This window comes from Aeromonas sp. 62-46 (assembly GCF_001898585.1).
Classification (GTDB): domain Bacteria; phylum Pseudomonadota; class Gammaproteobacteria; order Enterobacterales; family Aeromonadaceae; genus Aeromonas; species Aeromonas caviae.
Window position 1 is genome coordinate 1 of sequence record NZ_MKUI01000002.1, and the last position, 13,912, is coordinate 13,912.

Here is a 13,912-nt window from a genome sequence, read left to right on the forward strand (position 1 = left end):
GAGGCCATTCAGGCCGGGCTGGCTCGCCTCGAAGTTGAGCGACACCAGGCGATCGCTGCCCACGCTCACCGGCAACTGGCCATCCAGGGTCTGGCCTGAGGCCCCTTCCTGCAAGGTGACCCCGCTGTCGATGCCAAGGCGGGGATCCACACCGTCGCTGATGGAGACAACCAGGTCGGCGCGGGTCTCGTCGCCGTCGATCTCCTTGGCGGAAACGGTGAGCCCGAGGGAGAGCTGGTCGCTGCCCTGATGGTCCAGAGGCCCATTGAGGGAGACGGTGACATTGCCGTCGATATCACTGCCATGTTGGCTGGCGGTCAGCTCGGCCTTCAGCACCTCGACCCGCTTGCCATTGCCATCCAGGTAATAACCCGTCAGCAGGCGATCACCGGTGAATTCGAAGGTCAAGGCGTGGCCGTCGCTGCTGATGCCGCTGCCGTTGAGACGGGCCAGGGTTGCACTCTGATCCGCGAAGACGGCACTTGTTGCCACCAAGGGATCGGACTGATGGCCCACCACGAACTGGCTCTGTCCCACCACCGCCGCCGGATTGGTGAAATCATCCTCCGTGAGGCTGATGGGGGCGATGGTGAAGTCCGGCGGTGTGCTGTCCACCAGGTTGACGGTGAGATTGGCGCTCACAAGATCCCCGTCGCTGTCGCGGTACTCCAGGGCAAAGGGCAGGCTCAGGCTATCCTGGCCGTGATCCAGGCTCTGGTTCCAGACGATGCGATAGCTGCCGTCGTTGGCCAGGGTCAGGGTGAAGACGGTCACGCCCCCTGCGCTGGCGGTGAGAGTCTGGCCGCTGACCTGGTAGGCGAGCGCCGTCCCGTGGCTGGTCAAGCCAAGCTGATTGAGGGCACCTTGATCGGCGGCAAAACTCACCTGCAGGTTGCCATCAAGCCCGGCTCCGGTGTGCAGGGATCCGGCGGCACTCACCGGCCCCTTGGCGAGATCCGCCTCGGAGAGGGTCAGGGTATCGCTCTGACCGATGAGAGGAGCCCCGTCGATCACCCGGTTGCCCGCCAGATCCGTCACCTCGGCGCGTACCTCGTAGGGGCCCTGGATGCTGGAGAGATCCAGGCCTCCCAGTTGCCAGCGGCCGTCACTGCCCACCAGGGCACTGCCGCTGAAGAGGGTCTGGCCATTCTGGCCAACCAGGGTGATGGTCACCCGCTGCCCCGCCTCCACGTCCGTGGTACTGCCGCTCAGGGTGACCTTGTCATGGCCGAGAATGCTGTCGGTATCGAGATCGTCGATGTCGATGGCGGCACGGGTATCCACCGTCACCGTCAGGGTGTCACTGGCCCGGTTGCCCGCGATGTCCACCGCATCGACGCGAAAATCATGGGGACCATCGGCCAGGGTCTCGGGGATCTGATATTGCCAGTTGCCGTTGCCATCCACGGTGAGCACGGCCATCACCTTGCCTTCCAGGGTCAGGGTAACGGTAGCGCCAGGCTCCCCCTTCCCTTGCAGAAGTGGTGTGGTGTCGCGGGTCAGATCATCGGTCTGGCTGGTGCCGGTGTCGCTCTCGTCCGCCAAATCCAGGGTAATGGTGGTGATGGTGTCGAGCAGGGTCTGGCCGGTGTCGCTGGCCCGGTTGCCGGCTGCATCTTGGGTATCGGCCTGGATGGTCAGGGGGCCGTCCACCAGCTTGCCGGTGACGTCGCCGAAGTTTGCCTCCCAGACGAAGCCGGGCAGCACCACTGTGGTGGTGGTCAGGCGATTGCCATCTTGGTCTATCAGGGTGACGGTGACGGTCTGGCCGACTTCCACGTCCTCGACAAAGCCGCGAATGATGACGCCGGTCGCCTCGTCGGCATTGATGATGTTGTCGTCGGTCTGGGGTTCTGTGATGGTGATGGCTGCCAGCAGATCCTGATCTTCGGCATAGAGCAACTCGTCGCCCGGCTGGCGCGCCTCATGGCCGGTGTCAAATCCCGCCTCGGCCAGGGTCGCATCATTGATACGATCCACCACCACGAAACCGCCGGCGCTGGAGCCGGCCACACCGCCAACCGTAGCGGCCGCCGCGTTACCGGCCGCCGTCTCTTCAAACAATTTGGTCGGGTCTGCCCCCTGGCGGATCGCCTCCTGGAGGCTCGCCAGCTCGGCATCGGCACCGGCGGGCAGTGCCGCCTCGGGCTGGGTGGGCTCGGGGCGTTCGCTGCCAGCCTCCGCCAGCTCCACCTGTCCGTCGGATTCGGTGAGCAGGCGCATCCCGGGCTCCAGTTGCATGCCAGGGGTGGCACGGCGCAAAGAGCCGTCCGCATCCATCACAAACACGGCGCCCTCCACCTTGGCAATAAGAGTCGGTTTATCGATTCGCAGCTCGGCCATATATCCTCCAACGGGTAAACACAGACTTCCCAGCACATGAAGCGTAAAGGGAAAGTCTCCGTGACAGGCGGCTATTTTACCGTCAATCACCCCCTATAACCCTTCGTCATTTTCGAAAATATCGAAAGTAAATGCCGCCAACCGTCCTATTAAATTCAATAAGACGCTATCAGGCCGCGAATATGCTGGAATAAAGCCCTTATTTTCCCTTTCATAAAAACAGATGGCTCTCTTGGCACCCATTTCTACGACAGCTTCTGTCACAAAGTCCCTTGACAGGGACCATGGTGATGGAAAACCGAAGCCTCCCCCTCACCCCTTCGCAAGCTTAATATTGAATTTAAATTCAACATCAGCAGTTCATTCTCTCTCTTCAGGCGGTGTATCTCTCCGCCGCCTCTCGCCCTTCCCCCCTCACCAGCATGATGAACATCGTTTTTACCTATTTTCATCAAAAGAGAACGGGTGGAAATAACCCTCGGATGAGGTTCAATAATTCCACCTGGATCGCACTTTTGGCATCCCTCCATCCCCTCAATTGATCTAGCGCAACTCCCACGGGGATAAATGATTATCCATTTTACCCATTTGGTATTATTCCCCCGAGCAATTGCATAAACACCGATTTATATGCAGCCATAACAATGGATCGGCCTGCCATGCCCGTCGATGATGAGCACAGATGTCCACACCAAGATGGAACGGTCAGGCCCGACATGGACTTTTTATCTGGGAGTGATGACCGTGGGTTCATATGACAAGCTATTTCGACCAGGGCTGGCGGCCCTGCTGCTGACCGTCCTGCTGGGTGCAGGCAGTCTGGCACAGGCAGACGACAGTGCCCCCAAGGGCAAGATCGAGGCGCGCAGCGAGCTGTTCGCCAAGGATCACGCCGATCAGTTCACCAGCTGGAAAGGCACCAGCGAGAGCCGCGAGCGCACCGATGCCCTGGCGGAAGATCCGCAGATGGTGGTGCTCTGGGCCGGCTACCCCTTCTCCAAGGATTACAACAAGCCGCGCGGCCACTTCTATGCGCTGACCGACGTGCGGGAAACCCTGCGTACCGGCGCCCCCAAGACCGCCGAAGACGGTCCGCTGCCCATGGCCTGCTGGAGCTGCAAAGGCCCGGACGTGGCCCGCGTCATCGACGAGAAGGGTGAGGATGGCTACTTCAAGGGGATGTGGGCAAAAGGCGGACCGGAAATCGTCAACACCATCGGCTGCGCCGACTGCCACGACACCGCCTCGAAAGAGTTCAAGGAGGGCAAGCCCGCCCTGCACCTCTCCCGTCCCTATGCCGACCGGGCCATGACCGCCATCGGCAAGCCGTTCAAGGAGCAGGGGCGCTTCGATCAGCAGTCTCAGGTGTGCGGCCAGTGCCACGTGGAGTACTACTTCAGCGGCACCACCAAGGCGGTGAAATTCCCCTGGGACAAGGGCACCACAGTGGAGCAGATGGAGCAGTATTACGATGAAATCGGCTTTGCCGACTGGACCCATGCCCTCTCCAAAACCCCCATGCTCAAAGCCCAGCACCCCGAGTACGAGACCTGGCGCGCCGGCATTCACGGCCAGAACAACGTCGCCTGCGTCGACTGCCACATGCCCAAGGTGCAAAACGAACAGGGCAAGGTCTACACGGATCACAAGGTAGGCAACCCCTTCGATCGCTTCGATCAGACCTGCCGCAACTGCCACACCCAGAGCAAAGAGATGCTGCAAGGGGTGGTCAAGCAGCGCAAGGATGCCGTCACCGAGATCAAGCTCAAAGTCGAGAAGCAGCTGGTGCACGCCCACTTTGAAGCCAAGGCCGCCTGGGATGCCGGCGCCACCGAGGCCGAGATGAAGGACATTCTGCAGGACATCCGTCACGCCCAATGGCGCTGGGACTTCTCCATCGCCTCCCACGGGGTGCAGATGCACGCCCCGGAAGTGGCGCTGCGCATGCTGGGAACCGCCCTGGACAAGGCCGCCGACGCCCGCACCAAGCTGGCACGCCTGCTGGCCGCCAAGGGGATCAGCCACGAGATCGCCATTCCTGACATCTCCAGCAAGGAGAAGGCCCAGGCCGCTCTTGGCATGGACATGCAGCAGATGAACAGCGACAAGGCCCAGTTCCTCAAGACCACTGTCCCCGCCTGGGATGCCGAGGCCAAAGCGGCCGGACGGCTCGCACAATGACGAGGCATGCGGGCCTGCAGTGTCGGGCCCGCAGCCGGATGGAGGCTTCCTATGGGTGATTTAACAATGGATTTCTTACGACTGATGCTGATGGCAGCCATGCTGCTCACCAGCCTGCAGGGCCAGGCGGCCGATGCGGCAACCGCCCCGGCACCGACTACACATGAAGTGGAATTTCTGCGCAGGGCCGACAAGGCCTGCACCGACTGCCACAAGGAGCAGGTCGAAGGCATGCACGGCAAGCATGGCCAGGCAACCAACCCCAACAACCTGGCGCCGGTCACCTGCACCAACTGCCACGGTCAACCCTCCCCCCAGCACCGGGAAGGGGTCAAGGATGTGATGCGCTTTAGCGACAGCTTCAAGGACAAACAGAGTACCGAGAGCTACCCCATCGCCGAGCAGAACGGGGTCTGCATGAGCTGTCACGAGCCCAAAGTGCTGCGCGAGGCGCTCTGGGCCCACGACGTGCACGCCACCAAGCTCACCTGCACCAGCTGCCACCAGCTGCACCCGGCCAAGGAGCCCATGGTGGCGATTCCGGAGAAGTCCCGCATCAAGCTCTGCGTCGACTGCCACAGCAAGCAGCATGAGGCCGTCAAGGCGGCCAAGGCGAACACCACCTCGGGCAAGGAGGCACAATGAGCTGCTCTCGCCGTCACTTTATGGCGGGGATGAGTGCGGGGGCCCTCATCATGATGACGGGGGCTGCTCGTGCCAGCACCCGCTCCCTTGCCACCACCCTCGCCCACAGCCAGACCATCGACGGGATCCGCTACGGCATGATCCACGACGAGACGGCCTGCATCGGCTGTACCGCCTGCATGGATGCCTGCCGGGAGGTGAACCAGGTGCCAGAGGGGGTCTCGCGCCTCGAGATCATCCGCTCCGGCCCCATCGGCACCTTCCCTGATGCCGAGTACCACTTCTTTCGCAAGTCCTGCCAACACTGCGACAACGCTCCCTGCGTACACGTCTGCCCGACCGGTGCCTCCCATATCCGCAAGGAGGATGGCATCGTCGACGTCAACCCGGATCTCTGCGTCGGCTGCATGTACTGTCTGGCTGCCTGCCCCTATCAGGTGCGCTTTATCAACCCTGTGACCAAGGTTGCCGATAAGTGCGACTTTTGCCGCAAGACCAACCTGGCGGCGGGCAAGGAGCCGGCCTGCGTGGAATCCTGCCCCACCAAGGCGCTGGTGTTCGGCAATCTGGATGACCCGGACAGCCCTATCGCCAAACGGCTGGTGAAGGAGACCACCTATCGCTACAAGCAGGCACTCGGCACCTCGCCCAAGATGTACCGTGTGCCCAAAGGGGAGATAAAGTCATGACCATGCAAGAGGCGTTTCACTTCCCCTCCCTTGTCTGGGGATTTGTCCGATCGCCATCTACCGCAGTAACAGAAGGAGGAATGGATCATGTTGCATGACGCATTTCACTTCTCCTCGCTGGTGTGGGACTGGCCCATCGCCATCTATCTCTTTCTGCTCGGCATCTCCGCCGGGGCCACCACCCTCTCGGTGCTGCTGCGCCGCAAGGGGGCCGGCAGCGAGAGCGGCATCATCAAGGCGACAGCCATTCTGGCGCCGTTGAGCGTGGTGCTGGGGTTACTGATCCTCATCTTCCACCTTGCCCGCCCCTGGACCTTCTGGAAGCTGATGTTCCACTACCAGTTCGACTCCGTGATGTCCATGGGGGTCATGCTGTTTCAGGTCTACATGGCGGTGCTGTTCGCCTGGCTGGCGGTGGTGTTTCGGACCGAGATCGAGACCTTGCGCCGTCACCTGCTGCAAGAGAAGTTCGCCTTTGTGGATAATCTCATCGCTTGGCTTGCCCGCATCGAGCGGCTACTGGCGCCACTCTTGCTGCTGCTTGCCGTGCTGTTGGGGGCCTACACCGGCTTTCTGCTGTCGGCGCTCAAGACCTATCCGCTGTTGAACAACCCGGTGCTGCCGGTGCTGTTCCTCATCTCCGGCGTCAGCTCCGGCATCGCTTCCACCATCTTGCTGGCGGTCACCCTGTTCAAGGAGAACCATCACAGCCAGGGGGTGAGCTTTGTCCACCGCTTCGAGCGGCCGGTGCTGGCGGTGGAGGTGTTGCTGCTGGTCTGCTTCTTTACCGGCCTCTACTTCGGTGGCGGCCAGAAGGAGGCAGCCATGTGGGCCGCCATCGGCAGCGGCTTCTGGGCTCAAGTGTTCTGGCTCGGGGTTGTGGGCATCGGCATGCTGCTGCCACAGTTGCTGGCCCTGCTGGCCCCCGCGCCGCTGCGGGCCAAAAACGGCTATCTGGTGCTGGTCTGCAGCCTGACCCTGGTGGGGATCCTGCTGCTGCGCTACTTCGTGCTCTACGCCGGCCAGATGACGGTAGTTTAAAGGTATGATCACCAGCGCCAGCCACCCTCGGGTGACTGGCGCTTATTTGTTGCGATGAGTTGTTGCGATTGATTGTTGCCAGAAATGTGGATGTTATCCCCCAGCGCCGGTACGGTGCAGACGCTGCGGCATAACATAGGCGAATGATTGACTGGAGGTTGTGTGCTGGCGGAGCTCGGCTATCTCTCACTGTTGCTGGCGACCGGGCTCGCCCTGCTGCAAGGGCTGCTGCCCTGGCTGGGATTGCGGCTCGCCTCACGGCCGCTGCTGGGCTGCGCATCACCGCTGGCCCTCCTGGTCGCGCTCCTGCTCGGGGCCGCCCTGCTGCTGCTCGCCAGCTGTTTTGGCCAAGATGACTTCACCCTGGTCTATGTGGCCCAGCACGCCAACAGCGCCCTGCCCCTTGGCTTCAAGCTGGCGGCCGTGTGGGGCGGCCACGAGGGCTCCATGCTGTTCTTTGTCTTTGCGCTGGGGCTGTGGGGCGCTTTAGTAGCTCTTTGCTCCAGGCGGGTCGATCCGCTGATCACAACCCGGGTACTGGCCATCATGGGGCTGATCGTCGGGCTGTTCGGCCTCTATACCCTGATCTTCTCCAGCCCGTTTGATCGCCAGTTCCCGGGGCCGCTGGAGGGGCGCGATCTCAACCCCATGCTGCAGGATATCGGCCTCATCATCCACCCGCCCCTGCTCTATCTCGGTTATGTCGGTTTTGCGGTCAACTTCGCCTTCGCCATGGCGGCGCTGCACTCGGGCAGACTCGATGGCGCCGTGGCCCACTGGAGCCGCCCCTGGGCGCTCGGCTCCTGGGTGTTTCTCACCGCCGGCATCGTGCTGGGCTCCTGGTGGGCCTATTACGAGCTCGGCTGGGGCGGCTGGTGGTTCTGGGATCCGGTGGAAAATGCCTCCCTCTTGCCCTGGCTGCTCGGCACCGCCCTGCTGCACGCCCTGGTGGTGTGCGAGAAGCGCGGCGCTTACGGCCACGCCGTGTTGCTGCTCTCCATCTTTACCTTTTCACTGAGCCTGCTCGGTACCTTCGTGGTGCGCTCCGGGGTGCTCACCTCGGTACACGCCTTTGCGGTGGACCCCAGCCGCGGCCTCACCCTCTTGTTGCTGCTCGGTTTGCTATTGACCTGCGCCCTCACCCTGTTTGCCCTGCGGGCGGACATTCGCGCTCCCTATGCCCGCTTTGGCTTGCTGTCAAAAGAGGGGCTGCTCGGCGCCGCCATCCTGCTGCTTTGCGTGGCCTGCGCCAGCGTGCTGCTCGGCACCTTCTACCCCATGGTGTTCCAGTCGCTCCATCTGGGCTCGCTCTCGGTGGGCGCCCCCTATTTCAATACCATCTTCGTGCCGCTGGCCCTCTGCCTGATGGCGCTGATGACCCAGCTGCCTCGCCTGCGCTGGCAGCATCTGGCAGCCCAGCGCCGCATCACGGTGCTGCTCCCATGCCTGTTCGGCCTGCTGGGGGGCACCTTGCTGAGCCTCGCCTATCCCGAACCGCTGCGGGCAAGCTGGCTGGGGCTTGCGGCCAACGTGCTGAGCCTCTGGCTGATGGCCAGCCTGCTGCTCCCGCTCTTGCAACCGATCGCCCTGCGCGAACTCACCCTCAATCGGCTTGGCAGCCTGCTGGCCCACCTCGGGGTGGCGGTGTGCGCCCTCGGCATCGCACAGGTGAGTCACCACAGTCAGGAGGGGGGCGCGGTGCTCGCCGCAGGCCAGCCCTGTCAACTCGGCGCCTTCGAGTTTCGCTATGAGGGGAGCGAGCCCATTATCGGCCCCAACTACACCGCCGAGCGCATCACCTTGAGTGTGCACCGGGAGGGCCAGGAGGTAGCTAGGCTCACCCCAGAGCGGCGCCACTACAGCGTGCGCACCATGAACATGAACGAACCCGGGATCAAATGGGGAATGCTCGGCGATCTCTACGTGGTGCTTGGCGAAAAGATGGGGCCAGGCGCCTATGCCATGCGACTGCACTACAAGCCGCTGGTGCGCTGGATCTGGTTCGGTGGCCTGTTGATGATGACGGGCGGCGCCCTGCGTCTGCTCGCCCGCCGGCCGCTGCTGGCTAACCATCCTGCGCCAGCTACCGCCCCCTACCCTCGGTTTGAACAGGAGTCCTTATGAACGCCCGTCTGCGCCTGTTCGTGCCACTCATGCTCAGTCTGGGGCTCGGTGCCCTGCTCTGGCTCGGTCTTGGCAACAACCCCTACAGCCAGGATGAGGCCGTCGCAGGGCGCACTCTGCCCGCCTGGCAGAGTGACGATCTGTTTGGCGGCGCCCCCATCCACACCGCGGCGCTCAAGGGGGAGCCCTTCGTGCTCAACGTCTGGGCCAGCTGGTGCCCCAACTGCCGCGCCGAGCATCCGCTGCTGGGTGAGCTGGCCAGCGCCGTACCCCTCTATGGCCTCAACTACCGGGACAAGGGGGATGCCGCCCGCGCCTGGCTCACCGAGGCGGGCAACCCCTATCGCGCCGTGCTGGCCGACCCTGAAGGGAAACTGGCGCTGGAGCTCGGCGTCTACGGCACGCCGGAGACCTATCTCTTCGCCGGCGACGGCACCCTGCTGACCCGCCATACCGGCCTGCTCACCCGGGAGGTCTGGCAACGCCAGTTTGCCCCCCTGCTGGCAAAGGCCCGCAGCAACACCGCTAGCCAGCCCGAAGTGGAAAGAGAAGCGGAGAGAGAAGTAGAGAGACAAGTGCAGGAGAGCAAGCCATGAGCCGTCTCTGCTACGCCCTGATCGCACCACTCTTGCTGGCCTTGAGCCTCGGGGCCCTTGCCAGCGGGGTCGACACCTATGAGTTTCGCCACCCCGAGCAGCAGACCCGCGCTCAGGAGCTGGCCCGCGCCCTACGCTGCCCCCAGTGTCAGAACCAGAACCTGGTGGAGTCCAACTCCCCCATCGCCCGGGATCTGCGGCTCGAGGTCTACCGCTGGGTGTACGAGGGACAGTCTGATGAGCAGGTGATCGCCCGCATGACGGAGCGCTTCGGCGATTTCGTGCGCTACGATCCCCCCTTCAAGCGCAGCACGGCGCTGCTGTGGGGCGGCCCCGCCCTCTTGCTGTTGCTGGCGCTCCATCGCCTGCGCAGGAGCCTGCATCGCCGGCAACCGGCGCGGGTGCCGCTTATCGGCGACAGAGCCGAGGGGGCGCTCGCTCACGACCCCAGGGCCGAGCTGAACCGGCTGATCATGGCCGAGCAGCAGGCGGGGCTTGCCCCCCACAGCCGCCTCTACCGGGAGCTGGAGCTGGCCCACCTCGCCAACGCCACCCCAACCGCCGAGCAGGCCCTGCGCGAGCGGCTGGTAAGAGATAGCACCGCCCGTCCGCAGCTCTGGCTGCGCTCCTGGATACTGCTTGGGACCCTGCTGCTGGCGCTGATGGCCAGCATTTATGCCGGCACCGGCCGCTATCAGGCGTGGCAGGCTTATCAATCGCGCCCCGATCCGCTGGCGGGATTGAGCCCGCGGGATCTGCAGGACAAGGAGCTCGGCGCCCTGCACCAGCGCCTGCAAGCCAACCCTGCCGATCTCGACGGCTGGGCGGCGCTCGGTCAGCTCTATCTCTATCGGGACGAGTACGACAACGCCTTGCTCGCCTACCAGCGCCTCGCCCTGCAAGAAGGGGGTGCCAGCGCCGCGACCCAGGCCGCACAGGCTACCGTGCGCTACTACCAGGCGGGCCAGCAGCTCACCCCGGAGGCGCTGAGCCTACTCGATAGTGCGCTCAAGCAGGACAAGGGCGAGGTGAGCGCCCTGATGCTGCTCGCCTCCGATCACTTCCTGCACGGCCGCTACTCCCAGGCCATCGCCCTCTGGCAGCAGTTGCTGGACGAGGAACGCCCCCGCATCAATCGGGCCGCACTGATCCAGGCCATTCAGACCGCAAGGATGATGGGAGGATGAAGCGGGGCAAAACGGCGATAATGCAGCGGGCCATCTTCCCTGCCGGGCGCCGTTTTTATCGCCATGGTCGCCATTAACGACCCCTTCATCATCCCAAGGCGCCGAAAGGTGCAAAAAGAGTCGTCATCCCGCCCCTCGCCAGCATATAGTGCGCCCCCGTGGTGGCGTGTCTGGCATGGCCTGACAGGCCTCTATGACTCCCTTTATCGGGCCTAATAGCCCCGATGCGGGGGATTTCAAGGTGCGCTGGCCCATAAAATGGAAATATCCGGCCACCAGACGTTGTGAAGCGTCAATTACCGTCATATAACTTAGCCAAATGTCCCTGTGAGTCGTAGTAGAGTCAAATCATGAACCTTCGTCCTTTTCTTCTCTTGCTGCTCGGCGCCTTCCTCCTTCCCGCCAGCATGGAAAGCGCCCATGCCAACCCGTTTTCTGCGACCTCTTCTTCCACCAACAGCCTGCTCGAACCCCGCAGCAACCTGCCGCTGAGATCCGATGCCTACGTGGTCGTCAACCCGAAAACCGGCGAGACACTGGCAGAGCGCAACGCCAACCGGGTGATGTCCATCGCCTCCATCACCAAGCTGATGACAGCGCTGGTGGTACTGGATGGCAATCAGCGCCTCAACGAGACCCTCACCGTCACCATGGATGACGTGGACAGACTCAAGGGCACCGGGTCGCGCCTCGCGGTGGGCTCGCGTCTGAGTCGCGCCGACATGCTGCACATCGCCCTGATGTCCTCTGAAAACCGCGCAGCCTCCGCCTTGGGACGGCACTACCCGGGTGGCCGCAAAGCCTTTATCGAGGCAATGAACGCCAAGGCCCGCATGCTCGGCATGTGGAGCACTCATTTCGCCGACAGCACCGGGCTCAACCCCCGCAACGTCTCCACCGCACACGATCTCGCCAAACTGGCTGCTGCCGCATCCACCTACCCGCTGATCCGCCAGTACACCGCCTCCGAGCAGCGTCTGGTACGCAACGGCAAGCGCCAGCTGCACTACCTCAACTCCAACCGCCTGGTACGGGAAGGAAGCTGGCCCATTCTGGTCTCCAAGACCGGTTATATCCGCGAGGCGGGGCGCTGCCTGGTGATGGGAACCCGGGTCAACAACGAGCCCGTGGTCATGGTGCTGCTTCACGCCAACACCACGGATGAACGGGTCGCCGATGCCAAAAAGATCAAGAGCTGGCTGGAAACCTCGGGCCGCATGACCCTGACGGCGCAGTCCACTCCCCAGCCCAGGCTCTTCAGCAGCCAGTAACGGCTACGAGAACAAGGGCCCCCGAACCGGCAGGTGCGGGGGCCTTTTTCATGAGTGGCAATCACCCCCTATTGCCTCTTTCTGCTCCCCCGGTGATCCCGACCGTATGGTGCTTCGTTAAGGAGGCAGAGAGAAACCAAGGGCATCAACAGGGCCGCCACATGCACCTCAAACCCCATCTACCCGAGAAGATCTGTCCCGTCTGCCAACGTCCTTTTGCCTGGCGGCGCAAGTGGGCCCGCTGCTGGCAGGAAGTGCGCTATTGCAGCGAACGCTGCCGTCGTCGGAAGGAGCACCCCTGATGGAGCTGCGCCTCATTCTCGGGGATCAACTGAACGCAGGTCACAGCTGGTTTCACACGCAGGATCCCGCTGTCTGCTACCTGATGGCGGAGCTGCGCCAGGAGACGGACTACTGCCGCCACCATCGCCAGAAGGTGCTCGCCTTCTTTGCCGCCATGCGCGCCTTCGCCGCCGCCCTCACCAAGGCGGGCCACCGGGTCTGCTACCTGACTCTCGATGAGAGCGCCCCCTGGCCCGATTTGCCGAGCTTGCTGGCGGCCCAGCTAGAAGCGCATCAGGCCGATCGCTTCGCCTGGCAGAGCCCGGACGAGTGGCGCCTTGCAAGCCAGCTGACCCAGTGGGCCTCAGGCCTTGCCATCCCGACCGCTGAGGTGGACAGCGAACATTTTCTCACCCCCCGCGATGGCTGGCGACGCTACCCTCACAGCCGGATGGAGTTCTTCTACCGCGCCCTGCGAAAGCAGTACCGGGTGTTGCTCGATGAGCGCGGCCAACCCCTTGGGGGGCGCTGGAACTTCGATGCCGAGAATCGCGCCAAATTGCCGGCGAGCCAACCCATCCCGGCGCCCCTCACCTTTGCCAACGAGGTGAGCGACATCGATGCCATGCTGACCCGCCACGGCGTCGCCACCATTGGCAGTGCCGATGCCGACGCCCTGCCCTGGCCCGTCACCCGGCGCCAGAGCCGCGCACTGCTTGAACACTTCCTTGCACACTGCCTGCCCCACTTCGGCCGCTATCAGGACGCCCTGAGCGAGCGGGGCTGGAGCCTGTTCCACAGCCGCTTGTCGTTTTCCATGAACAGCAAGATGCTCCATCCCCTCGAGGTGATCCGCGCAGCGCAAGCTCACTGGCAGGCCAATCAGGCCACCATTTCCCTGGCGCAGGTGGAGGGGTTCATCCGCCAGATCCTCGGCTGGCGCGAGTTTGTCCGCGCCCTCTACTGGGAAAAGATGCCCGAGTATCGGCGCACCAACTTTCTCGGGGCCGAGCGACCCCTGCCCGGTTTTTTCTGGAATGGAGAAACCAGCATGGCCTGCGTGCGTCACGCCATTCGACAGTCTCTGGAGCACGGCTACGCCCACCATATCCAGCGGCTGATGGTGACCGGCAACTTCGCCCTGCTGGCGGGGATCCACCCTGACGAGGTGGATACCTGGTATCTGGGCATCTATGTGGACGCCATCGAGTGGGTGGAGCTGCCCAACACCCGCGGCATGAGCCAGTTTGCCGATGGCGGCCTGATGGGCAGCAAGCCCTACGCCAGCAGCGGCGCCTATCTCGAGCGGATGGGCCACTACTGCAAGGGGTGTCACTATCAGGTGAAGGCACGCAGCGGGCCGGACAGCTGCCCCTTCAACAGCCTCTATTGGCACTTTATCTGGCGCAACCGAGACAAACTTGGCAATAACCCTCGCCTCGCCCTGCCTTATGCCAACTGGGATGGCCAAACCACAGAACAGCAGCAAGCCATCCTGACGACGGCAGAGCATCATCTGCTCCACCTGGAGCGGCTCTGAATCGACCGGATTT

Annotated in this window: 11 protein-coding genes; 10 read left to right on the forward strand and 1 reads right to left on the reverse strand. The window is 63.2% G+C overall.

The genetic code is table 11. From position 1 onward, the window contains the following. The coding region (locus BGO64_RS00025; RefSeq protein WP_286699920.1) for a retention module-containing protein at positions 1-2,343 on the reverse strand (2,343 nt) is incomplete at its 3' end. Between the two features lie 738 nt (positions 2,344-3,081). Between BGO64_RS00025 and nrfA the strand changes: the two genes are divergently transcribed. From nrfA to BGO64_RS00075, 10 genes are all read left to right on the forward strand, one after another. Then, entirely contained in the window at positions 3,082-4,524 is a 1,443-nt protein-coding gene (gene nrfA / locus BGO64_RS00030; protein WP_286699921.1) for an ammonia-forming nitrite reductase cytochrome c552 subunit, read from the forward strand. Positions 4,525-4,575: 51 nt separating this feature from the next. Then, positions 4,576-5,169, forward strand: coding sequence for a cytochrome c nitrite reductase pentaheme subunit (gene nrfB / locus BGO64_RS00035; protein WP_286699922.1), 594 nt, complete (start codon positions 4,576-4,578; stop codon positions 5,167-5,169). Then, the gene (gene nrfC, locus BGO64_RS00040; protein WP_266136476.1) at positions 5,166-5,858 is read left to right on the forward strand and encodes a cytochrome c nitrite reductase Fe-S protein; all 693 of its coding nucleotides are present in this window, start codon (positions 5,166-5,168) and stop codon (positions 5,856-5,858) included. Before nrfB ends, nrfC begins: the two co-directional genes overlap by 4 nt. An 87-nt stretch (positions 5,859-5,945) precedes the next feature. After that, complete coding sequence (nrfD, locus tag BGO64_RS00045) at positions 5,946-6,899, forward strand: cytochrome c nitrite reductase subunit NrfD (RefSeq protein WP_286699923.1); 954 nt, start codon at positions 5,946-5,948, stop codon at positions 6,897-6,899. Between the two features lie 162 nt (positions 6,900-7,061). Beyond that, complete coding sequence (gene nrfE / locus BGO64_RS00050) at positions 7,062-9,023, forward strand: heme lyase NrfEFG subunit NrfE (protein ID WP_286699936.1); 1,962 nt, start codon at positions 7,062-7,064, stop codon at positions 9,021-9,023. Beyond that, positions 9,020-9,619 (forward strand): DsbE family thiol:disulfide interchange protein, encoded by a 600-nt coding sequence (locus tag BGO64_RS00055; RefSeq protein ID WP_286699924.1) that lies wholly within the window; start codon positions 9,020-9,022, stop codon positions 9,617-9,619. The genes nrfE and BGO64_RS00055 overlap by 4 nt, the downstream gene beginning before the upstream one ends. After that, on the forward strand, positions 9,616-10,806 hold the full coding sequence (gene nrfF, locus BGO64_RS00060) for a heme lyase NrfEFG subunit NrfF (protein ID WP_286699925.1): 1,191 nt from the start codon (positions 9,616-9,618) through the stop codon (positions 10,804-10,806). The genes BGO64_RS00055 and nrfF overlap by 4 nt, the downstream gene beginning before the upstream one ends. Positions 10,807-11,156: 350 nt before the next feature. After that, a complete protein-coding gene (locus tag BGO64_RS00065; protein WP_286699926.1) occupies positions 11,157-12,077 on the forward strand; it encodes a serine hydrolase in 921 nt (306 codons plus the stop codon). A 161-nt stretch (positions 12,078-12,238) separates the two neighbouring features. Further along, complete coding sequence (locus tag BGO64_RS00070; protein WP_080944260.1) at positions 12,239-12,379, forward strand: DUF2256 domain-containing protein; 141 nt, start codon at positions 12,239-12,241, stop codon at positions 12,377-12,379. Further along, a complete protein-coding gene (locus BGO64_RS00075) occupies positions 12,379-13,899 on the forward strand; it encodes a cryptochrome/photolyase family protein (RefSeq protein ID WP_286699927.1) in 1,521 nt (506 codons plus the stop codon). The genes BGO64_RS00070 and BGO64_RS00075 overlap by 1 nt, the downstream gene beginning before the upstream one ends. The last annotated feature ends 13 nt before the right edge of the window (positions 13,900-13,912 follow it).

Coding starts and splice junctions, on each gene's coding strand:
- nrfA (WP_286699921.1), top strand. CDS start 3,082: ATGACCGTGGGTTCATATGACAAGCTATTTCGACCAGGGCTGGCGGCC.
- nrfB (WP_286699922.1), top strand. CDS start 4,576: ATGGGTGATTTAACAATGGATTTCTTACGACTGATGCTGATGGCAGCC.
- nrfF (WP_286699925.1), top strand. CDS start 9,616: ATGAGCCGTCTCTGCTACGCCCTGATCGCACCACTCTTGCTGGCCTTG.
- nrfD (WP_286699923.1), top strand. CDS start 5,946: ATGTTGCATGACGCATTTCACTTCTCCTCGCTGGTGTGGGACTGGCCC.
- BGO64_RS00070 (WP_080944260.1), top strand. CDS start 12,239: ATGCACCTCAAACCCCATCTACCCGAGAAGATCTGTCCCGTCTGCCAA.
- nrfC (WP_266136476.1), top strand. CDS start 5,166: ATGAGCTGCTCTCGCCGTCACTTTATGGCGGGGATGAGTGCGGGGGCC.
- BGO64_RS00065 (WP_286699926.1), top strand. CDS start 11,157: ATGAACCTTCGTCCTTTTCTTCTCTTGCTGCTCGGCGCCTTCCTCCTT.
- BGO64_RS00075 (WP_286699927.1), top strand. CDS start 12,379: ATGGAGCTGCGCCTCATTCTCGGGGATCAACTGAACGCAGGTCACAGC.
- BGO64_RS00055 (WP_286699924.1), top strand. CDS start 9,020: ATGAACGCCCGTCTGCGCCTGTTCGTGCCACTCATGCTCAGTCTGGGG.